Origin of the sequence: Chryseobacterium sp. MEBOG07 (genome assembly GCF_021869745.1) — a bacterium.
In the GTDB taxonomy this organism is placed as follows: Bacteria; Bacteroidota; Bacteroidia; order Flavobacteriales; family Weeksellaceae; genus Chryseobacterium; species Chryseobacterium viscerum.
In genome coordinates, this window is sequence record NZ_CP084579.1 from 1411688 (window position 1) to 1433016 (window position 21329).

Sequence of the window (21329 nt, forward strand, 5' to 3'; positions counted from 1 at the left end):
CTTACGGAGTAGCTACAATTTTTGTAAAATGTTTCTGATTTACTAAGCAGGACAAACACAAAGGTTTGTAGATCTGCTGCTTCCAGCTGTACATGTCCAGTGTGAACAATCAAAAACAGATGTTACTAGCTCTTTTCCAGCTTTTACAGATTTCATTTCTTCAGAGTTTAAATGAGATAACTTTTCTTTTTTGAAAGTTAACTTTTTTGTAAGCTTTTTGCTCATGGTGTAAAAATTTTAATTTGTACCTACTCGTTAGCTTTTCGGTTTCCGCTTTATTATCAATTAAATTATATTTTTAAAAAGTTGATGATCGACTTATTAAGGATGTCCGGTTTTTCAAACGGAACATAATGAGACGCATCGGGAACAATCAATAGCTTTGAGTTGGGAATACTGCTATTGATCAATTTTGTATGGTCTTCCTTGATCACATCATTGCTTCCTGCGATAATCAAAACAGGGTTTTTAATTGTTTTTAGCTGCTCTGTTTCTATATGAGGATGCTGAACCATCAGTTTTATTAATCTTTGGTTAGGAGCATCTTTTATTTCTAGCTGTTTTTTAAAGATATCCAGGGTTTTAGGCTCTATACCTTCGGGATTGGTATTCGCTCCAATAACGATCAGCTTATTAACTAAATCAGGATGATTAATGGTAAATAACAAACCTGTAATTCCGCCGTCGCTCCATCCTACGATATTGAATTTTTTGATATTAAGTTCTTTTGTTACGGCTAATAAATCCTCAGAAAACTCTTCATAGGTATAATCCTCTGTGGAAAGATCTGTACTTCTTCCTTGTCCTCTTGTATCCAATACAATCACTTTGAATTGCTTGGCTAAATCAGGAATCTGGTTATAGAAATCTGATATGCTGCCATTGTTCCCATGTAGCAGGACAAGTGGTTCTCCGCTTCCATATTCTTCATAATATATTTTAGCATTCTTGAGGTCAATATATTTTCCGGATTTATTTTTTCCATAAACAGTTTTCTTGGCCTTCTCTTTATTTTGATAATAATCCATCAACATCTTATCCTCAGGGCTGTTGTCTGTTGGGCTTACATTATTAGAAACGCTTTCCTTTTTATCCTTCATATAATTAATATCAATATTGGAGATAAAGCTTCCTCCGCTGGCTTCCCATTTCCCCTGACTTTGATAACGGAACAGCAAGTCATTGGACAATGTTTTTTTTGCAGAGATTCCAAATACGAAATCTATATTATCCTGAGGTACATTCTCAACAAGCTGTAAGGTAATCGCCAGCTGGTCCAGGTCATTATAAATGAGTTTATATTTTTCCAGATCAATGGTTTGCCAGCCTGTAGTATTGGTTTTAAATATTATATTTTCCTGAAGGAGAGATTCATCCGGTAAATTATTCTTTACAGAATATATATTGAGCTTTAAAGTAATTTCCTTGAATTTAGAGCTCGGAATAATGAAAAAATTATAGCTGTTAAGCTTAGTCCACTTATAAATGTTGAATATTTGTCCCTGTTCAATAGTGGGAACATTTTGATCAAACATTTTAGAAAAAGTGAGCATTGGTCTGCTTTTAGCCCCCAAAACGTCTTTCTTTGTTTTTTTTCCGGTTATATTAATTTCCTGAATGGCATTGATCTTTTTGCTTAATCTGATATTGGCATCTGTGGTTATTCCTTGTAGGGTAACCTTTTTATCTTCATAACCATTGGATTCAAAAATGATAAAATCACTTTTTTTTGCATTTTCAGGGATTTCTATTGAATAGTTACCATTGATGTCTGTAATTGTACTTGTATTTATATTCTCCAAGCTTACTGAGCAGTAAGAAACAACTTCATTATTTTCATTGACAACTTTCCCGGAAATTTTTTGTGAATAAATACTTATACTAAGTAAGAGAGCACCTAGTACCAATACAATTTTCATGTTTCAGCTTTTTTGTAAATATATTATTTTATTTCATATTAATCACCTGATAAGGAAAAAAATGAAATAAAATATTTGTCATATTTATTGTTTTTGTTTGTATTTTATGGCTATTTGTGGTTTATGTGGAAAAATATATATCAAATTTATATTTAATATAAGGTTTGATAGAGTGTCTGTTTTTCGTATTTTTCACTTATTCGTGTTTTAATAACTCTAATTTTTTTTGAAAAAATCAGAGTTATTAATTTTTTTTCGACAAAAAGCAGTTTTAGCTATGATTTTTTACATTTTCCATCCCCAATTCTTTCATAGAAACTTCCCGCATCTCCACCTTTCTTATTTTTCCGGAAATGGTCATTGGAAATTCATCTACAAACTTCCAGTATTTCGGGACTTTATAGTGGGCTATTCTTCCTTTGCAGTACTCTTGCAGTTCCTCAGCGGTGATCGTAAATCCTTTTCTCACTTTTACCCAGGCCATTACTTCTTCCCCGTATTTTTCACTCGGAACTCCAATGATCTGAACATCCAGGATGTTGGTATAGGTATATAAAAAATCTTCAATTTCTTTAGGCGAAATATTTTCTCCACCGCGGATAATAAGGTCTTTTATTCTTCCGGAAATAGTGATATAGCCATCTTCGTCCATTACCGCCATGTCTCCGGTATGCATCCAACGGGCATCATCCAGTACTTTTTTAGTATTTTTAGGATCATTCCAGTATTTCAGCATCACAGAATAGCCTCTTGTGCAAAGCTCACCATGTTCCCCGCGCTTCAGGGTTCTGCCATTTTCATCAATGATTTTGATCTCAAGATGATCCTGAACGGTTCCTACAGTGCCCACCTGCTTTTCCAACGGTGTTCCTATTAAAGTTTGAGTAGATACAGGTGAAGTTTCCGTCATTCCGTAGCAAATGCTCATTTCTTTAATATTCATAAGGTTCTCCACCTTTTTCATGATTTCCGGCGGACATACTGAGCCTGCCATAACTCCGGTTCTTAAGCTTGAAAAATTATACTTTTCAAAATCTTTTACAGCCAGTTCAGCAATAAACATAGTGGGTACACCGTACAAAGAGGTGCATTTTTCGTCCGAAACAGCTTTTAAGGTAATCTCGGGATCAAAACTATCGTTGGGAATAACCATACAGGCTCCATGGGCCGTACAGCACATATTTCCGATAATCATACCAAAGCAATGATAAAAAGGAACAGGAATACAGACACGGTCTTTTTCAGTATATTTTAGCCTGATACCAATGAAATATCCGTTGTTTAAAATATTGTGGTGGGAAAGAGTTACTCCTTTTGGGAAGCCAGTAGTTCCTGAAGTATATTGAATGTTAACAGGATCGTCAAACTGTACATGTTCTTCAAAGCTGTGAAGGAATTCATCTGAAATATCCTGTCCGTTATTGACAAACTCTTCCCAGTTTTCATCAAAAAATATTTCATGTTCGAGGGATGGACATACTTCTTTAGCATATTCCACCATTTCTTTACAGTTGCTGGTTTTGAAGCTTAGAGAAGAAAAAATAAAACGAATTTCAGATTGATTAAGGACATAAGTCAGTTCATGGGTTCTGTAGGCCGGATTGATATTCACTAAAATAGTTCCGATCCTCGCAGTGGCATACTGCAAAAGTACCCATTCATATCGGTTGGAAGACCATATTCCGATTCTGTCACCCGATTTTGCTCCTAAAAGCAATAAAGCCTTTGCAACAGCTGTTGTTTGATTGTAAAATTCTTGGTAAGTAGCTCTGTAATTCTGATGAACACAGACTAATGCTTCCTGGTGGGGGTATTTTTCGACAGTCCTTTTAAGATTGGCTCCAATGGTCTGTCCTAATAATGGAACTTCTGAAGTTCCATAAACATAAGATAAGGGCATAGTTTAAGATTTGGTGGGCTAAAATTAATAATTATATCCCGAACTATGCCTATGAATATTAACTTTCCTGAGAATCTATCTCTTTAAGTTGTTTTAAATTTTTATCAAGCTTTTTAATAATAGTACCATATACAAGTCGGTAATATAACCAGATCATGGATATAGCCAATAAGGTACTCACCACTATACCTACGATAATAATGGTAAGATTAGAACTTGTAGGCTGTATATTTTGAGAATTCAATGTATAAAAGATGAAAGCTGACAATACAAAGGTAAATGCAATTAATATTACAATACTGACGATGATAAATGCATTGACTGTTGTTTTGAACTTAATAATTCGTGTGATAAGCCCCTTGAGGTTTTCCTCAATCTTTATTCTACGATAATTCTGATAAAATTTTAGAACAAAATAAGCTGTGATCAACAAGCTTAAAAATTTTATTGCCAAATAAACATGACCGAAGTTATTTTCTACTTCAGGCGCTTCCTGTGCTCCCAGTCTTTCCAGCATCTTACGGAAACTCTCTGATTCCTCTTCCTGAAAAAAGTAAAACAGACCCAATACAGAAAATAACAAAAATTCTACAACACTAATCCAGAAAATATACTTGATGTAGTTGCGTGACTTTCTATTCAACATCTGGAGGATCTCCTTGTTGTCATATTTAGGCTGAACAGCTTGTTCCTGCCAGGTTTTCTTAAAGCTATCTAAATCAAATTCAGGCATATTTTTCCATCTGTTCTTTAAGGGTTTTCTTTAATCTGTTCATTTTCACGCGTGCATTGACTTCAGTGATTCCGAGGTTTTCTGCAATATCCTTGTAAGGCAGATCGTCAAGATACATCGTGACAATAGCTCTTTCCACATTAGGGAGAGTCTTGATTACAGTATACAAAAGTGATACCTGTTGCTGTTTTTCATCATCATCTTCCACAAAATCTTTATGGTTGATGTCCAGTTCGTTGGTAGGAAGACTTTTGCTTTTTTTTCTAAAGAGGGTAATGGCTGTATTGAGCGCTACACGGTACATCCATGTGGAAATTTTGGAATTTCCTTTAAAGGAATCATAACTTCTCCAGAGCTGTAACACGATTTCCTGAAAAAGATCCTCTTCATCCTCCAGAGAATTGGTGTACAGACGCGAAACCTTAATAATCAGTCCCTGATTATCCTTGATAAGTTGCGCAAATTCTTTTTCTCTGGAATCCATAGATATATAATGGCACGAAGATAATGATAAAGTGGTAATTGGTGAAAATTATAATTCAAAATCGTGAAAAGATAAAATTAAAAAAAGGAGAATGAGTGAAATTCTAGGCTCCGTGTTCTTAGCTTCCTTTGCCTCTTCACCTTTTTACCACAGAATTTATGTATCTTTGCATCCGCGAGAAAATCGGCTTGTTGATTTCCTGTTTTGCAGGAGGTAGGAAAGTCCGGACACCATAGAGCAGCAAAGCGGATAACATCCGTCACCCGTGAGGGTAGGACAAGTGCAACAGAAAGCAAGTACAGTTCGGCTGTAGTGAAACCAGGTAAACTCTTTGCGGTGCAATGGTAAGTATATCGGTTCTTTTCAGTAATGGAAATAGGGGCGGCTCGTCCTGAAAACCGAGGGGTAATCAGCTCAAGTCTTGCAGCAATGTAAGGCGTAGATAAATAACAGGCACTTCTTCGGAAGTACAGAATCCGGCTTACAGATTTTCTCGTGATTTTTTTGACTCAAAGAAAACAGAAGCTTGAAGTTAAAATATTTTTTTTCTTCAAACTTCCATTCTTTATTATTTCTTTGAACTATTCGTTTTCCAATTGTTTTTTTGCTTCCAGTAATTCCTGTTGGTCTTTATCAGAAACGGTAGGATATTTAAGATTCATTTTTTCAAGAGTATCAATGATGATCTGTATAGCAGCAACTCTTGCAAACCACTTATTGTCAGCAGGAAGTACATACCATGGAGCATGATCCTTTGATGTTTCATTGATCGCGGTTTCATAGGCTTTCATATATTGATCAAATAATGCTCTTTCCGGAAGATCAGCCGCAGAGAATTTCCAGTTTTTTTCCTGTTCATTGATTCTGTCCAGAAGTCTTTTTTTCTGCTCGTCTTTAGAAACATTTAAAAAGATTTTTACAACAGTTGTTCCATTCTGTGAAAGGTGTTTTTCAAAATTCCGGATACTTTCATATCTGTTTTCCCAGAACTTAGCATCAAAATCTTTTACCGAAGACCATGTTTTTTCACTTAAATTATATTCTGGATGTACTTTGCAGACCAAAACACTCTCATAATGGGAACGGTTGAAAATTCCAATCATTCCTTTCTGAGGCAATGCGAGATAATGTCTCCATAAAAAATCATGGGAATATTCTTTAGAACTTGGTGTTTTAAAGCTGGTCACATTACACCCTTGTGGATTTACCCCTCCGAAAACATGCTCTATCATACTGTCTTTTCCCGCTGCATCCATAGCCTGTAGTATAACCAGAAGAGACTGGCTTCCGTCTGCGTATAATCTTTCCTGCAGCTCACGAAGCTTTTCTTTTTCCTGAATAAGCATTTGCCCCCCTTCTTCTTTGGTGAGTTTTCCTTTATATGAGGTTGATGTTTTTTTGATGGAAAATTTTCCGTTTACCTTAAAGTCATCTGAGAAATTGGTGTCCATATATTTTTAAGATTAAAAATTAAAAAAATGTAGTTATTCAATTCAATAGGGGTGGGCTTTAGCCCGCCTTCAAAATATATAAATATTCATAGGGATTTAGCCAAAACTTAATCAGTGTATTCTGACATCTGCTGTCTATTTTCTACCACCTGTTACCTAATGAAACATAAATGTAATAAAAAAACCGCCTCTATTGAGACGGTTTCCTTATTTTTTGAGTAGAGATTAATTTGCAGCAGCCTTTTTAGCTAGTTTTGCAGCTTTTTTCTCAGCTTTTGCAGCTTCTTTCTGCTCAGCAGGAGTCAATACTTTTGGCTCAGGAGCGTTAGCGTCTACGTTACCTTTGATGTAAATTACACTTCTGTTATTTGCAGGGTCGTTAGAGAAAACCTCAATCATTTTGTTGAAAGGGCCAGGGATAGCAGTGTTGTATCCAACCTTGATCTTAGCGGATTTACCCGGCATAATAGGATCTTGGCTGAATTCAGGAGTTGTACATCCACAAGAAGGCTTTACATTTGAAAGAATTAATGGTTTGTCACCAGAATTCGTTACTGTAAAAAATCTTGTACCGTCAGCATTAGGCTTAAGAGTACCATAATCGAAAGTCGTTTTATCAAATGTAATTGTTTGTGCAGATGCTAGAGCAAATGTCCCGAATAATGCAATTCCTGCAATTAGTTTTTTCATATTCTTGAATGTTAATACGTTTGTTAGATAAATTTTGCGAAACAAAGTTAAAAATTATTTTAATTCATGCTTAAAAATTTTTTTCTTTAGACTATTTTTGCAAATTGCAAGCCAAAGAAATAGAATTTATGCAGATTTCAGAAAAGTACAACCCACAGGAAACAGAACAGAAATGGTACAGCTACTGGCTGGAAAATAAGTATTTCCACTCAGAGCCTAATGACAAGCCACCTTATACAGTAGTAATTCCTCCGCCAAACGTTACGGGGATATTACACATGGGGCATATGTTGAATAATACCCTTCAAGATGTTCTGGTCCGTCGTGCAAGAATGCGCGGATTTAATGCCTGTTGGATTCCGGGAACAGATCACGCTTCAATTGCCACTGAAGCAAAAGTTGTTGCTAAATTGAAGTCTGAAGGAATCAATAAGTCAGATATTACCCGTGAAGAATTTTTAACCCATGCCTGGGACTGGACCAATAAATATGGAGGAACAATCCTTGAGCAGCTGAAAAAGCTGGGATGTTCATGTGATTGGGACAGAACCCGTTTCACTTTGGAAGATAAACTTTCGCAGCAGGTTATCAAAAGTTTTGTAGATCTATACAATAAAGGTTTGATCTACAGAGGTTACAGAATGGTAAACTGGGATCCGGAAGCGAAAACCAATATCTCGGACGAAGAAGTAATATTTAAAGAACAAAACGGAAAATTATATTTCCTTAAATATAAAATCGAAGGATCTGAAGAATTTCTTTCGGTTGCAACGACGCGTCCGGAAACTATTTTTGGGGATACAGCAGTATGTATCAATCCTAATGATGAAAGATATGCTCATTTGAAAGGTAAGAATGTAATCGTACCAATCGTTGGCAGAGTAGTTCCGATTATTGAGGATGAATATGTTGATATTGAGTTTGGAACAGGAGCTTTGAAAATTACTCCTGCACACGATATCAATGACTACGAAATCGGACAGAAACATCAGTTAAAAATGATTGATGCGCTGGATGATGATGGTAATCTTAATGAGCATGGTTTACATTACGCAGGCAAAAACAGATTTGATGTAAGAAAACAAATCGCTAAAGAATTAGAAGAAAAAGATCTTTTGCTTAAAGCTGAAGATTATGTAAATAAAGTAGGAACTTCTGAAAGAACAGGTGCTGTTATTGAGCCTAAAATTTCAGTACAGTGGTTCCTTAAAATGTCTGAAATGGCTAAGCCGGCTTTGGATGTAGTAATGGATGATGAAGTAAAATTCTATCCTGAAAAGTTTAAAAATACCTACAAGTACTGGATGGAAAACATCCGTGACTGGAATATTTCCCGTCAGCTTTGGTGGGGACAGCAAATTCCTGCGTATTACTATGGAGAAGGAGACGAAGATTTTGTAGTAGCTGAAACTAAGCAAGAAGCTTTAGAATTAGCGAAACAGAAAACAGGAAATGCTGATCTTACGGTAGAAAATCTTAGACAGGATAATGATGCATTGGATACATGGTTTTCATCATGGTTATGGCCAATGTCTGTATTTGATGGATTGCTTGATCCTGAAAATAAAGACATCAACTATTATTATCCGACTTCTGACCTTGTTACCGGTCCGGATATTATTTTCTTCTGGGTAGCCAGAATGATTATGGCCGGATTGGAGTACAGAAAAGAAGTTCCGTTCAAGAATGTTTATTTTACAGGAATTGTAAGAGATAAGCAGAGAAGAAAGATGTCAAAATCTTTAGGAAACTCTCCTGACCCGATTGAACTAATGGATAAGTATGGAGCAGATGGAGTGCGTGTAGGAATTCTATTGAGCTCTGCAGCAGGAAATGACCTTCTTTTTGATGAAGATTTGATGCTTCAGGGAAGAAACTTCATGACAAAGATCTGGAATGCATTCCGTTTGATCAACATGTGGAACCATGAAGATAAACCGGCAATAGCTACAGATCATCAGGCTATCGAATGGTTTGAAAACAAGCTTAATAAAACAATTGTTGAAATTAATGATCAGTTTGAGAAATTCAGAATTTCTGATGCCCTTCATTTGATCTATAAATTAATTTGGGATGATTTTTGTGGTTGGTATCTTGAAGCGATTAAGCCAAACTACGGAGAAGGAATTTCTAAAGAAGTGTATCATAAAACAATATATTTCTTTGAAGAATTGATGAAGCTGCTTCATCCTTTCATGCCTTTCTTAACAGAAGAACTATGGCAGACTATTTCTGAAAGAAGTATGGATCAAGCTTTAGTTGTTGCTCAGCAGAAAGAAGCAGGTGCATTTGATGAAGCAATTATTAAAAACTTTGAAACCGCAGCAGAATTGATTTCCGGAGTTAGAAATTACCGTCAGACAAAAGGAATTTCACCAAGAGAAGCTGCTGAAGTATATACCAATGCTTCTGAATTTGCCAATGAAGCAGTAATAAGAAAGCTGGCTAATGTTTCTGAAATCCATTTTGGGCAGAAAACAGATAAACCAAGTTTTACCTTCCTGGTTGGAGCAACTGAAATTTCTATTCCTTTAAGTGAAAACTTAGATTTGGGAGAAGAAAAGGCGAAAACTGAAGAAGAAGTGAAATATTTAAAAGGATTCTTAATTTCGGTGGATAAAAAGCTTTCTAATGAAAAGTTTGTTGCCAATGCGAAGCCGGAAATTGTAGAAATTGAGCGTCAAAAACAAAAAGATGCTCAGGATAAGATTGCGATCCTTGAAGAGAAACTGAAAAGTTTATAAAAAATTACCTAATAAATAGGTTAATATGTCAAAACCTCAGGCTGGATACACGAATACAATTGTATCCAGCCTGATGGTTTAAAAGAATAAATACAATGACACATATAGAAAACATAAAAAAACTATTCTCAAAAGATTTTGTAGAAAGTCCGTTGTTAGAAAGTTTTGCAGTAGGAAAGATTTATCTTTCCAGTGGAAAGCTGGTTACCTGTGATCCATTAATCACCAATGATATGCTTGCTTTCACTACAGAATTTCCTAAAGGAGATTTTTCTGTCATGTTACATAAAGAAAGAGAAAGTAATTGTGTGGCCTATGCCGAAATTATATTCAATGATTCCGAGATTAAAGAATGGAAACTGGCAACCACAGCAGGACAGAATATAAAAGACCTGGAAAAAGAAGAAGTTTTTGGTTATCCTGTAGAAAGTGGGATGGGATGCTTTATGGACGTTGATACTCAAAGTAGTCTCAATGAATTGGAGCAAAAACTATACAACAATAAAGGGGGAGATTTCATGGGAATCTATGAAGAATTTTTTCATGATTATTTCTTTGATGAAAAAGGAGCTATTGACCAGTATGCTTTTCTAAAACCTGCAAAGGAACATCCGGGAACTATATTTGCTTTTGAGACCGGATACGGAGAAGGATTTTATGCCAGTTATATAGCCTATGATAAAGATCAATCACCGGTAAAGATAATTACAGAATTTATTGAAATAAGTTAATTAAATTTAATTATTTTTGAGGTACCATTTTTGCAAAATATTAAACTTAAAAGAACAATATAAAACACAATGAACTTCTTATCAGAACAGCCCCGAATTATCGTTGTAGGCAGCTCATCTATTGACCTTGTCCTTGAAACCGAGAAACTTCCTTTACCAAATGAAACCGTTTTGGCTATTAATTCAGATAGCTATTTCGGAGGAAAAGGAGCCAATCAGGCAGTAGGTACAGCAAGATTGGGAGCAAGTGTGTACTTTATAGGATGTGTCGGAATGGACCCCCTTGGACAACAGATTATGAGAAATCTGGTAGGCGAAAATGTAAATGTAGGTTTTGTGCATGAAACAGATAAAGAATCTACAGGTACAGCTTATGTAACGACCTCCAATGGACATGCTGCTATTGTTGTAGTGCCGGCTGCGAATAAACATCTTAGTAAAGCACATATAGATGAAGCGGAAAAATATTTTCATACCACGGATCTTGTGCTTGTGCAGCTAGAGGTTTCTATGGAAGTCGTAGAACACACTGTGAAAAAAGCCAAGCAATATGGTAAGAAGATAGGATTGTATGCTTCTCCTGCAATGAGAGTTAGCGAAGAAATCTTGGATAAAGTTGATTTTATTATTGCCAAAAGCAATGAATTATATGTTATTTTCGGGGAAGAAAAGAGAGAAGAAGTCCTTAAGAAATATTTCAATAAAGTTTTTGTAAGAGATGATACCAATTCAACCATTTATTTTGATGGTACAGAGATGAAGTATTACAGAAATGATAAAGATGAAACCGTTTATAAAATGGGGATGGGAGATGCATTTACTTCAGGATTTGCCATAGCCCTTTGCCATGGAAATTCTATTGAAGAATGTGTAAAATTCGGAAATGAAGTTTCATCAAGAGTTTCTGGAGGCAAAGGATCTCAGACAGGGCTGCCAAGAATCTCGGATTTCTTTTCTTAAAGCTATTTACGACATATCAAAAGATTGAAACTTAACATAAAAATATAAGTAAAATGTCCACTTTTATAGTGGATTTTTTCTTTTATACTATGGAAAAACTAATATTGACCACAGAAGACCATGCTCCCCTTGCTGTTCATCTTTTTATACCGGAAAAAAGCAATGGGAAACTATTACTGATCAATTCGGCAACAGGAGTGAAACAACAGGTCTATTTTTCCTTTGCGAGCTATTTTTCTGAACAGGGATTTACAGTAATTACCTATGACTACCGGGGGATAGGACTTTCCAAACCAGAAAATATGAAAGGGTTTCATGGTTCTATGAGACTTTGGGGTTCAAAAGATTACAAAGCTTTAACTCAATATATCAAGGTGAATTTTAAAGAGTACAGAAAATATTGTCTGGGGCATTCCGTAGGAGCATTAATTCTGGGAATGAATCAGGATTCTGAAATGTTTGAAGAATTTGTTTTTGTAGGAACACAAAATGCTTTTGTAGGAAACCTTAAAGGAATCACAAAAATTGAAGCTTTTCTTGGCTTTGGAATTGCCCAGCCGGTAACCACTTCATTATTAGGATATTTTCCGGCACATTGGTTTGGGCTTGGAGAAAGTCTTCCAAAAAATTGCGCATATGACTGGAGAACCTTAATTTTAAACAAGAAATCAACCAACAGACTGTTGGAGAAAATTGATGACTACTCTAAAAATTTGACGCAGAAAGTATTTGTGATTCGGGCAGAAGATGATATCTGGCTCACAGAAAAAGGAGTGCTAAGCTTGCTGAATGATACCTATACTAATCTAAGACCCACCTACAGACTGGTAACCGTTTCAGAATCTGATAAAAAAGAAATCGGGCATGTCAATTTTTTTAGAAGTTACAACAACAAACTCTGGGATATTATTTTAAATGAATTGATAGATACATGAAAAGTACAATTGAAAACACAATAGCATTTGTAAAAGAAAAATTAGAAGGAGCAGAAGCAGGACACGACTGGTTCCACATTGAAAGAGTCTGGAAGCTGTCTGTCCAAATAGCAGAAACAGAGGTTTGTGATACAGAAGTGGTAGAATTGTCTGCTCTTCTTCATGATATTGCCGATCCTAAATTTCATAATGGTGACGAAACCATTGCTCCTAAAATATCCAGAGAATTTCTTGAACAGCAGAATGTTTCTGAAGAAACCATCCAGAAGGTTTTATTTGTCATTGAAAATATTTCTTTTAAAAACAGAGATCAGGCACCTATAGATCCGCCAATCGAGCTTAAAATTGTACAGGATGCAGACCGCATTGATGCAATTGGTGCGATAGGAATTGCCAGAACATTCAACTTTGGAGGTTTTAAGAACAATCTGATGTACCATCCGGATATGAAACCCAAATTGGGAATGTCGAAAGAAGAATATAAAAAATCTAACGGAACTACCATTAATCATTTCTATGAGAAACTACTCCTTTTGAAAGATATGATGAATACCGAAAAAGGCAAAAAAATGGCCGAAGAAAGACACCATTATATGCTGAATTTCCTCGACCAGTTTTATAAAGAATGGAATGTAGACTAGAAAATACAATTAGAATGAACTGAATCTGATTCTGCTTGTCAAAAATTAACGATCCGAACAAATATTGTATATCACATCATTTGTTCGGATATTTTTTATATACAGATATACTTGATCAGCTCAAAGGAAAATAAAGATAGAAAACCGTTTTTTTATTGCTAGTTAAAATTAAAAAATTGGCCTCAGACATAGATAAAATAGAGATAAGAAGTATCTTTGTAAAATATGACACTCATTATTTTTATAATATTTCTGGCATCAGTGCTTTCTTTGATCTTATTTAAGATAAAATCAGGAAGTATGGCGAAGTGGGCGAAGCTGTTTCGTATCGTAACGGTCGTTTTTTCAATCTCTGTTTTTACATACTGGTTTATTAAGAAAAGTGCTGTGGCATTCGTGGACAATTCCGTAGGGCTGCAGGTAGTGAATAAACTTCCGCAGGCATTGGATTTTTACCTGATCAATGTAAATAAATCTGATAAAAATACAACCCTTGAACCCAAACATATTGGGAAAATACGTCCGGAATATTACAGAGTAGAATATCTGAAAATGGATAAATCCGATGAATACTGGATTGTAGGGTATCTCGGAAAGAAAAATCTCGTGTATTTTTCCCAACATTCTGTACCCAACAAAAATATTGATCAGATTGTGGAAGTACAGAACTACATCAACCAAAGTATGAAACTTTCTGATGCAGCAAAAAAACAAGTAGATGCTTACAATTATGAAAATACAAAACTGGGGATCTGGATTGCACTGGACTTCCTGCTTTTATTTCTCAATCTGGTACTGCTTCTAAGAAAAAATAAATAATAAACGGTAATGAGGTTTTTGATACTCATTACCGTTTTTGCTTTTTTAGGGGTAATCCAGGATTTGCATAACCTGTTCCTTAAATTCTTCAGGACAGGATCTGATAAGTTTGTCCTTATTCTGTTTACTAATCTCTTTCGGGGTGACCCATTCAATTTTATTAGAATTCAGACTATGATGATCATATATCCTTTTTATGGTGTGATTTTCATAAAAAATATATTCATCACTAAGCCAGTTACTGGCAATACTGATTGTACAAATTTCCTTTTCCATGATTTATGTTTTAAAGCATAATGTTTAGTGAAATACATTATACTCTAATATACGAAATTTTTCTTTATGAAAAGGAGATGTCTGCTATTTAGAAAAAAAATAAAATAGAGTCTGTTTAATTTTTTTATCCTGAAATAAATTCTGTTTTTTTGAATAATTGATGTAAACTTTATATCATTTAAAAGAGGGTTCCTGTACTTTCGGTAGCCATTTGTGGAAGATGAATATCAGTTTTCCATTCTTCATTCATTTTTTTGATAAAATAGGCAGATAATAAAGGAGATGCTTTTTCAATATTCTGATGTACAAAAAAGTAAAGATTCTGAAGACCGTCTTTCTTCCATTGGGTAAGATGCTTCAACCAGTCATCCAGCCTTTCGTAGTCACTTTCAGCATTCGCTCCCACATATCGGATGAATGCATTGGGAGTTGTAAGGCGCATATGGAGCATATCTCTTCTTCCGGCAGTATCTACGATAATATTGGTGATATGATGAGCTTCAAAAAGGTCACACGTTGTATTAAAGATTTCCTCATCAGTAAACCATTCTGTATTTCGGAGCTCGATTGCTAACGGAACTTCTTTAGGCCATTCCTTTACAAACTTTTCCAGCCTGTCATAGTCCTTGGGCTTAAAATTATCATGAAGCTGAAGGAAAGCCATTCCCAGTTTTTCATCAAAATTCATAACAGCGGAGGCAAAATGAGTCACCGGATCAGTCACATCAATCAATCTTCTGAAATGAGAAACCGTATTGGTGATCTTAGGGAAAAATTTAAAATTTTCCGGAGTTTTTTCTTTCCATGTTTTTACCTGATCAGGAGTTGGCATTCCGTAGAAAGTAGCATTCAGTTCAATAGAATTAAACTGAGTGGCATAATAAGTCAACTCATCTTTGGTCCCTTTGGGGTAAAATCCTTTAAGGTCGGTTTTGTTCCATTTAGCACATCCGATAGAAATATTTTCCAGTCCTTTTTTATTAAGAGCCAGCATTTCCTTGGTTTTAGGATGGTCTTTGGGTAATCTGAAATCTATTTTTGAAGGATCTTCTACTTGTCCGAATTTCATATCTGTAGTTTTGGTATTAAACAATAAACACAAATATAAACCAAAAATCTCAGAGCATTCTATGATTTTCAGGGAAAGTAATTGCTATGTGAAATGATGGTCTTGCTACAAATTTGTAAAGTTATATAACTTACCCGGATAGTATTTTTCATCTTCTTAAATATGCTCAGAAAGCTTGAAAAACCTAATAATTTTTAATTTTTTATAGAATTTTTTTTAAGTCTGTCACTATGTTTCTATTAAGTTTTTTTTAAGGAAATGTTAAACATTCTGTTACGTAATGTTAATTCTATGTTACCATACTTCATTTTTACTAGATCTAATTTTACACCAAGTTTATAGCGAATAAAATATGAAGAAAAAAATCATCTGTGCTTTTGCTCTGTTATCGTTTGGGTTTGCATTTTCACAGGAAACCAGTTCTAAAATTTTTGGAAGATTAAAGGGGATTTCTTCCGAAGTTACAGTAAAGGTAATACACCTTCCTACCAATAGTACCTTTGAAACGAAAAGTAACAGCAAGGGGCAGTTCAGTTTGGATAATCTTCAGCCGGGAGGACCTTATAAAATTGAAATTTCTGACGGATCACAGGTTATTTATGAAAACCCGAATCTACAGCTTTCTTTAGGGAGTAATGACTTACCTGTAGTAGATGTGGGAAGTAAAGAAAAAACAATTGATGAGGTAAAAATTACTTCTAAAAAGACCACTGCAAAATATGGGGTGGGAATCAGCCAGGCTCAGATTTCCGGCCTTCCGAATATCAACCGTGGAATTCAGGATGTTACGAAACTGGTTCCTCAGAGTGCTAACAACTCTTTCAACGGGACCAATTTCCGATACAATAATGTGACGATAGATGGTTCTATTAATAATGATGCTATTGGCTTTAGTCCTTCGCTAGGAGGGCAGACGGGGAGTTCCGGAATGCCTGGAAGCAGTACACGTTCCAATTCTATAAGTCTGGATGCCATTCAGGATGTACAGGTTTATATCGCTCCGTATGATGTCAAGCTCGGAAATTTCCTTGGAGGAAGTATCAATGCGGTAACACGAAGTGGGAGTAATGATGTTACAGGATCTATCTATGCTTACGGAAGAAATGCTGCGATCACGGGTAACAACAGAGTGGGAGATAATTCTAAAATGCCCAAAGATTTTGAAGATTTTATTTATGGTGGAAGAGTAGGTTTGCCGATTGTACGGGATAAAGTATTCCTGTTTACAAACCTGGAATATACAAAAAGAACAGATCCTGTATTCTATAATGCCAACGATCCGGGAGCACTAGTGAATGAGCAGGTGGCTCAGCAGATTTCAGATTTTGTACGGAATAAATATGGTTTCAATGTAGGAAGCTTTAATCAGTACAATAACTTCTCTGAAAGTTCTAAACTTTTCAATAAGTTAGATTGGAAAATTAATGACAAGCATACTTTATCCATTAAAAACAATACGGTATTTTCACAGGCGTCCAATCTTGAAAGGGACGGAGCCAACTTTAGGTTCTCCGGTATGGATTTTATTCAGAAAAATACAGCATCTACTACCACACTTGAATTAAAAAGCCGTTTTAATGATAAATGGAGCAACAATTTGGTCGTAGGATATTCTTCCATTCATGATTATAGAGATCCTACTTCCGGCAATGCTATGTTTCCACAGGTGGAAATTGCTTATAATGGAGGAACAATTCTGTTAGGAAATGACAGAGAAGCTACCGTTTTCAATATGAAACAGAAAACGTTCGAAATTACAGATAATCTTACCTATAAAAAAGGAAATCATACTTTCTTATTAGGAACTCACAATGAGTTGTACAATATCAATTATGGTTTTGTAAATGCGTTGAACGGAAGAATTTCCTATAAAAACCTGACCGATTTTTATAATGGGACGCCTGCAAGGATAAGAGGAACTTACCCATTTAACGGAGACAGCAGACAAACGCTTTTTGATAATCCTTATGCACAGTATAAAGTGAATCTACTTTCCCTATATCTTCAGGATGAAATCAATTGGGGAAGAGTAAGACTTTCACCGGGAGTAAGAGTAGATTATACAGATTTACCGAATAAACCTCAGTCGAGCCCATTGGTAAACAATTCTCCTCAGGATCCTAACTATGGAAATACCTATAATTATACTCCGCTGAGCCAGCTTACCAACAACTATCTGAATAAACCAACCTTCTCTCCAAGACTTGGATTTACCATTGATCTTACAGAAGACAGATCGATGGTGCTAAGGGGAGGATCTGGAATTTTTGTGGGAAGAATTCCGTTTGCTTGGTTAGGATATGCTTATTATAATGATGGAGTAGGTTTTGGAAGTTATGACTACAATGGACCTACTGCAGGACAACTTGCGACTAACGGAGATCCTTTAGTGAGTTCTAACTTCCCAAAATGGCAGAATTCCTCAAAAGTACAGGTAGACCTTGTTGATAATAACTTTAAAATGCCAAGAGTATGGAGAAGTTCCTTAGCTTTTGATTATACCCTTGCAGGATATAAACTGACTTTGGAAGGTATTTATACAAAAGTGCTTTATGATCTGAAATTCCAACAGGTCAATAAAACGGATAATGTAACGTATTACAGCTATGATGTGAATCATGAGATGCCAATCTATACAACGAACATCAATAGTAATTTTTCCAATGCCTATCTTCTGTCCAACACTAAAGAAGGATACCGTTACAACCTGACGGCTCAGCTGTCAAAGTCGTATAACTTCGGATTCAATTTCTTTGTGGCATACACTTATGGGGATGCTAAAGATATTACCAATGGTATCAGAAACTCCATGGAAAGTAACTGGCAGATGAACCAGTCTCTGACTCCTAATGATCCGAAGCTGACCACCTCTAACTTCGCCATCAAAAACAGAGTGGTAGCCAATCTTGGATATACCTTTACTATTTCTGATTCCAACAGGTTATATACCAACGTATACTTCAATGCACAATCAGGGAACCCTTTCTCTTGGGGATTTGTGAACAGTACTATTGCCAATACTGGACAGGCTGCGGGACTTGCCTATATCTTTAAAGATGCCACAGAAGCTTCCAAATATATTGCTCCTATAAAAGATGCAGCAGGAAACGTAGTGGTCACTGCCCAGCAGCAGATTGCAGATTATGAAAACTTTGTCAACAGCAATGATTATCTGAAATCCAGACGAGGGAAGTTTACGGAACGAAATGGTGATGCTACCCCTTGGAATATTCAGGCAGATATCAGAATTATGGATGAAATCAGATTGAGTCCGAAATCTAAGAACAATATTCAGATCTCATTGAGCATCATCAATTTTACCAATCTGTTAAACAAAGATTGGGGTAAAGTGTACTTTGTACCTAATACCTTCAATTCTACAGCAAGTGTCGGGTTGACAAAAGTGGGAAATGTAGCAACAGGACAGCCTTCAGCGGGAGATCCTACGTACAACTTTAAAACACCTGGTCTGCCTTATACCATAGATCAGTTTGCCTCAAGATTCCAGGCGCAGCTGGGTGTTCGGTATAATTTTTAATAACGCTTTTACATTTTACTTCATATAATTCTTTTTCAAAGGTTCGGATTTTCTTTCCGGACCTTTTTTATGAATGATAAATGGTAAAAGATGATTTTTGAATGTAGAATGATATCAATTTACTTTTTTAAAACATCTAATGAGTAAGTTTAAATATTTTAATAATCAATGATTTATAAAAAAATATAATTATATACAACCTATTTATTCAATAGAAATGGGCTTTAGCCCATTTTCACAAAAACAAATCATCCATCGGCTTTAGCCAAAACTTATCAACACTATAAGAATCATCTGTGATAATCTGCGGGCAAATAAATTATTAATCAATTGGCTTCATCCAAGACTATTATATTGAAAACGACAAAAGCACACCTTTCGGTATGCTTTTGTAAATATAGCGTGTTTATTACTTGGTCCTATGCCTCACAGCTTGAGCATGATACGAAGTTGACCATCATTTCTTTTGAAACAGATGAACTTCTTTGGTAGTAAAGTGTTTTTACTCCTTTTTTCCAAGCTTCAATATAAAGGTAGTTTACATCTTTTACAGGCATTGTAGAAGGAATCTGAAGATTCAGTGACTGTGCCTGGTCAATGTATTGTTGTCTCTGTGCTGCCTGAGAAATAACCTCCATTGGAGAGATCTCTTTGAATGTTTTGAATACTGCCTTTTCTTCAGGAGAAAGCTCATTCAGGTGCTGTACAGATCCGTGGTTCAACATGATTGTTCTCCATGTTTCTTCGTTATCCAATCCTTTATCTTTCAATAATTTTGCCAGGTATTTGTTCTTACGCATAAAGTTCCCTTTAGCAAGACCTGCTTTATAATAGTTTGAAGAGAAAGGCTCGATTCCCGGAGAAGTCTGTCCTAAGATTGCAGAACTTGAAGTGGTAGGAGCGATAGCCATTGTTGTGGTGTTTCTTAGCCCGTATCCTTTCAATACTTCCGGTTCTCCGTATATGTTGGCAAGTTCTCTTGAAGCCTGCTCAGCTTGTTCTTTAATATGTCTGAATGCTCTTGCATTGAATTGAGTTGCCTCAAAGCTTTCAAACGGAATCATATTTTTCTGTAAATAAGAATGGTATCCTAAAACTCCTAGTCCAAGAGCTCTGTGACGCATTGCAAAAGTTCTTGCTCCCTGCAGGTAATAGTTACCCTCAGTTTTGTCAATAAACTCAGATAAAACAGCATCCAGGAAATATACTGCTAGTTTTACAGCATCTGTATCTTTCCATTCGTCATACAGTTCAAGGTTCATAGAAGACAGACAGCAGATGAAAGATTCTTCCATAGTAGATGGAAGCATGATTTCAGAACAAAGGTTACTTGCGTTCACCGTCATTCCTAGATCTTTATACACCTGAGGTTTATTTCTGTTCACGTTGTCTGTGAAGAAAATATACGGAAGACCTTTTTGCTGGCGGCTTTCCAATACTCTTGCCCAAACTTTACGTTTCTCCATATCACCGTCTATCATATCCTGCATCCAGTAATCCGGAACACATACTCCGGTAAACAGGTTCTGAATAGGGCTACCGATATCTTTAATGGATAAAAATTCTTCAATATCTCCGTGGTCAATATCTAAGTAAGCTGCAAAAGCTCCTCTTCTTACGCCCCCTTGAGAAACTACATCCATAGCTGTATCGAAAAGCTTCATAAATGAAACTGCTCCTGAAGACTTACCGTTATCAGTTACCGCTGTACCTCTGTTTCTCAATTCTCCAAAATATCCTGAAGTTCCCCCTCCGATTTTAGTCTGCATGATTACTTCACCCATTTTGTGAGTAATTCCTTCAATACTGTCCGGAATATGGGCGTTGAAACATGAAATAGGAAGACCTCTTTCTGTTCCCATATTAGCCCATACAGGAGAAGAGAAACTGATCCATCCTTTCGTGATCATTTCTTTGAATGCCTGTTGAAGTTCTGGCTTGTATAATCTTTTTGCAGCAGCAGTGGTAATTCTGTCGATAGCTCCGTCTACCGTTTCACCTTTCAACAGATATCCTCTGTTCAGCATTTGCTCAGACTCTTCATTGAGCCACCATATATTTGAATTTTGCTCTTCCATAGATGTTATATTTTCGAATTCCGGAATGAGAGAATCACTCCGGAATTTTGTTTTTTTATATTATTGATTGTAAAATTTCTACTTTGTGGGAACCGTTCAGCCCGCTTTCATCTCTTAATCTCTGAAATTCTTTAAAAGATGGAACATTCAAAACCTCATGCTGAACTTCTTCATTGATGTAGTTTGAATAATGAACAAAAGTAACACCGTCCTCCTTTACATAGACTTTATACTCAAAGGTTGAAGAATCTACATTTTTGAAGTCCTCCAGAAACTTTTGGATATTAGTTTTGTTGTTCGGAACAAATTCGGGGTTTACCGTATAGGTTACTATTACATTGATCATCTTTTTATATTTGTG

The 21329-nt window shown here is 35.8% G+C and carries 18 protein-coding genes and 1 other RNA gene; 8 read left to right on the forward strand and 11 right to left on the reverse strand.

Going from position 1 to position 21329, the window contains the following annotated elements; translation table 11 throughout:
- Positions 1–42: 42 nt before the first annotated feature.
- From LF886_RS06475 to LF886_RS06495, 5 genes are all read right to left on the reverse strand, one after another.
- Positions 43–225 carry a class I lanthipeptide gene (locus LF886_RS06475; protein WP_103231653.1) on the reverse strand — a complete coding sequence of 61 codons (183 nt, stop codon included), beginning with the start codon at positions 223–225 and terminating at the stop codon, positions 43–45.
- A 65-nt stretch (positions 226–290) separates the two neighbouring features.
- On the reverse strand, positions 291–1919 hold the full coding sequence (locus LF886_RS06480) for an alpha/beta fold hydrolase (RefSeq protein WP_236853357.1): 1629 nt from the start codon (positions 1917–1919) through the stop codon (positions 291–293).
- Positions 1920–2190: 271 nt separating this feature from the next.
- Positions 2191–3819: an AMP-binding protein gene (locus tag LF886_RS06485; protein WP_236853358.1), complete on the reverse strand. Its 1629-nt coding sequence runs from the start codon at positions 3817–3819 to the stop codon at positions 2191–2193.
- Between the two features lie 58 nt (positions 3820–3877).
- Positions 3878–4552: a beta-carotene 15,15'-monooxygenase gene (locus LF886_RS06490; RefSeq protein WP_236853360.1), complete on the reverse strand. Its 675-nt coding sequence runs from the start codon at positions 4550–4552 to the stop codon at positions 3878–3880.
- Positions 4545–5036 carry an RNA polymerase sigma factor gene (locus LF886_RS06495; RefSeq protein WP_103231657.1) on the reverse strand — a complete coding sequence of 164 codons (492 nt, stop codon included), beginning with the start codon at positions 5034–5036 and terminating at the stop codon, positions 4545–4547. Before LF886_RS06495 ends, LF886_RS06490 begins: the two co-directional genes overlap by 8 nt.
- Positions 5037–5211: 175 nt before the next feature.
- Here LF886_RS06495 and rnpB point away from each other — a divergent pair.
- Positions 5212–5536: RNase P RNA component class A (gene rnpB / locus LF886_RS06500), an RNA gene on the forward strand.
- 81 nt (positions 5537–5617) lie between these two features.
- Here rnpB and LF886_RS06505 read toward each other — a convergent pair.
- Together LF886_RS06505 and LF886_RS06510 are read right to left on the reverse strand one after the other, a co-directional pair.
- Positions 5618–6487 carry a polyphosphate kinase 2 family protein gene (locus LF886_RS06505; RefSeq protein ID WP_236853362.1) on the reverse strand — a complete coding sequence of 290 codons (870 nt, stop codon included), beginning with the start codon at positions 6485–6487 and terminating at the stop codon, positions 5618–5620.
- A 225-nt stretch (positions 6488–6712) separates the two neighbouring features.
- Positions 6713–7177, reverse strand: a complete 465-nt coding sequence (locus LF886_RS06510; protein ID WP_124534439.1) for a DUF1573 domain-containing protein — start codon at positions 7175–7177, stop codon at positions 6713–6715.
- Positions 7178–7305: 128 nt separating this feature from the next.
- Between LF886_RS06510 and LF886_RS06515 the strand changes: the two genes are divergently transcribed.
- The 6 genes from LF886_RS06515 to LF886_RS06540 all read left to right on the forward strand — a co-directional run bounded on the left by LF886_RS06515 (position 7306) and on the right by LF886_RS06540 (position 14007).
- On the forward strand, positions 7306–9921 hold the full coding sequence (locus LF886_RS06515) for a valine--tRNA ligase (protein ID WP_236853363.1): 2616 nt from the start codon (positions 7306–7308) through the stop codon (positions 9919–9921).
- A 95-nt stretch (positions 9922–10016) separates the two neighbouring features.
- Complete coding sequence (locus LF886_RS06520) at positions 10017–10652, forward strand: DUF4241 domain-containing protein (RefSeq protein ID WP_236853365.1); 636 nt, start codon at positions 10017–10019, stop codon at positions 10650–10652.
- Positions 10653–10721: 69 nt separating this feature from the next.
- A complete protein-coding gene (locus LF886_RS06525) occupies positions 10722–11612 on the forward strand; it encodes a ribokinase (RefSeq protein WP_124534431.1) in 891 nt (296 codons plus the stop codon).
- Between the two features lie 89 nt (positions 11613–11701).
- The gene (locus tag LF886_RS06530; RefSeq protein ID WP_236853367.1) at positions 11702–12547 is read left to right on the forward strand and encodes a serine aminopeptidase domain-containing protein; all 846 of its coding nucleotides are present in this window, start codon (positions 11702–11704) and stop codon (positions 12545–12547) included.
- Positions 12544–13188: an HD domain-containing protein gene (locus LF886_RS06535; RefSeq protein ID WP_236853368.1), complete on the forward strand. Its 645-nt coding sequence runs from the start codon at positions 12544–12546 to the stop codon at positions 13186–13188. Before LF886_RS06530 ends, LF886_RS06535 begins: the two co-directional genes overlap by 4 nt.
- Before the next feature lie 225 nt (positions 13189–13413).
- Positions 13414–14007, forward strand: a complete 594-nt coding sequence (locus LF886_RS06540; protein ID WP_124534424.1) for a hypothetical protein — start codon at positions 13414–13416, stop codon at positions 14005–14007.
- Positions 14008–14052: 45 nt separating this feature from the next.
- Here the strand turns inward: LF886_RS06540 and LF886_RS06545 are convergent, their stop codons facing one another.
- Both LF886_RS06545 and LF886_RS06550 read right to left on the reverse strand, forming a co-directional pair.
- Positions 14053–14283: a hypothetical protein gene (locus LF886_RS06545; RefSeq protein ID WP_236853370.1), complete on the reverse strand. Its 231-nt coding sequence runs from the start codon at positions 14281–14283 to the stop codon at positions 14053–14055.
- Positions 14284–14461: 178 nt separating this feature from the next.
- Positions 14462–15352: a DUF72 domain-containing protein gene (locus tag LF886_RS06550; RefSeq protein ID WP_236853372.1), complete on the reverse strand. Its 891-nt coding sequence runs from the start codon at positions 15350–15352 to the stop codon at positions 14462–14464.
- 352 nt (positions 15353–15704) lie between these two features.
- Between LF886_RS06550 and LF886_RS06555 the strand changes: the two genes are divergently transcribed.
- Entirely contained in the window at positions 15705–18890 is a 3186-nt protein-coding gene (locus tag LF886_RS06555) for a TonB-dependent receptor (RefSeq protein ID WP_236853374.1), read from the forward strand.
- A 419-nt stretch (positions 18891–19309) separates the two neighbouring features.
- Here the strand turns inward: LF886_RS06555 and LF886_RS06560 are convergent, their stop codons facing one another.
- Entirely contained in the window at positions 19310–20968 is a 1659-nt protein-coding gene (locus LF886_RS06560; RefSeq protein ID WP_103233554.1) for a ribonucleoside-diphosphate reductase subunit alpha, read from the reverse strand.
- Positions 20969–21023: 55 nt separating this feature from the next.
- Positions 21024–21314, reverse strand: coding sequence for a hypothetical protein (locus LF886_RS06565; RefSeq protein ID WP_236853375.1), 291 nt, complete (start codon positions 21312–21314; stop codon positions 21024–21026).
- Between the last annotated feature and the right edge of the window lie 15 nt (positions 21315–21329).

Excerpts from the sequence above, each read along its gene's own strand:
- LF886_RS06550 (WP_236853372.1), bottom strand. The coding sequence starts at position 15,352 with ATGAAATTCGGACAAGTAGAAGATCCTTCAAAAATAGATTTCAGATTA.
- LF886_RS06495 (WP_103231657.1), bottom strand. The coding sequence starts at position 5,036 with ATGGATTCCAGAGAAAAAGAATTTGCGCAACTTATCAAGGATAATCAG.
- LF886_RS06520 (WP_236853365.1), top strand. The coding sequence starts at position 10,017 with ATGACACATATAGAAAACATAAAAAAACTATTCTCAAAAGATTTTGTA.
- LF886_RS06525 (WP_124534431.1), top strand. The coding sequence starts at position 10,722 with ATGAACTTCTTATCAGAACAGCCCCGAATTATCGTTGTAGGCAGCTCA.
- LF886_RS06560 (WP_103233554.1), bottom strand. The coding sequence starts at position 20,968 with ATGGAAGAGCAAAATTCAAATATATGGTGGCTCAATGAAGAGTCTGAG.
- LF886_RS06565 (WP_236853375.1), bottom strand. The coding sequence starts at position 21,314 with ATGATCAATGTAATAGTAACCTATACGGTAAACCCCGAATTTGTTCCG.
- LF886_RS06555 (WP_236853374.1), top strand. The coding sequence starts at position 15,705 with ATGAAGAAAAAAATCATCTGTGCTTTTGCTCTGTTATCGTTTGGGTTT.
- LF886_RS06535 (WP_236853368.1), top strand. The coding sequence starts at position 12,544 with ATGAAAAGTACAATTGAAAACACAATAGCATTTGTAAAAGAAAAATTA.
- LF886_RS06505 (WP_236853362.1), bottom strand. The coding sequence starts at position 6,487 with ATGGACACCAATTTCTCAGATGACTTTAAGGTAAACGGAAAATTTTCC.
- LF886_RS06485 (WP_236853358.1), bottom strand. The coding sequence starts at position 3,819 with ATGCCCTTATCTTATGTTTATGGAACTTCAGAAGTTCCATTATTAGGA.
- LF886_RS06515 (WP_236853363.1), top strand. The coding sequence starts at position 7,306 with ATGCAGATTTCAGAAAAGTACAACCCACAGGAAACAGAACAGAAATGG.
- LF886_RS06475 (WP_103231653.1), bottom strand. The coding sequence starts at position 225 with ATGAGCAAAAAGCTTACAAAAAAGTTAACTTTCAAAAAAGAAAAGTTA.
- LF886_RS06480 (WP_236853357.1), bottom strand. The coding sequence starts at position 1,919 with ATGAAAATTGTATTGGTACTAGGTGCTCTCTTACTTAGTATAAGTATT.
- LF886_RS06510 (WP_124534439.1), bottom strand. The coding sequence starts at position 7,177 with ATGAAAAAACTAATTGCAGGAATTGCATTATTCGGGACATTTGCTCTA.
- LF886_RS06545 (WP_236853370.1), bottom strand. The coding sequence starts at position 14,283 with ATGGAAAAGGAAATTTGTACAATCAGTATTGCCAGTAACTGGCTTAGT.
- LF886_RS06490 (WP_236853360.1), bottom strand. The coding sequence starts at position 4,552 with ATGCCTGAATTTGATTTAGATAGCTTTAAGAAAACCTGGCAGGAACAA.
- LF886_RS06530 (WP_236853367.1), top strand. The coding sequence starts at position 11,702 with ATGGAAAAACTAATATTGACCACAGAAGACCATGCTCCCCTTGCTGTT.
- LF886_RS06540 (WP_124534424.1), top strand. The coding sequence starts at position 13,414 with ATGACACTCATTATTTTTATAATATTTCTGGCATCAGTGCTTTCTTTG.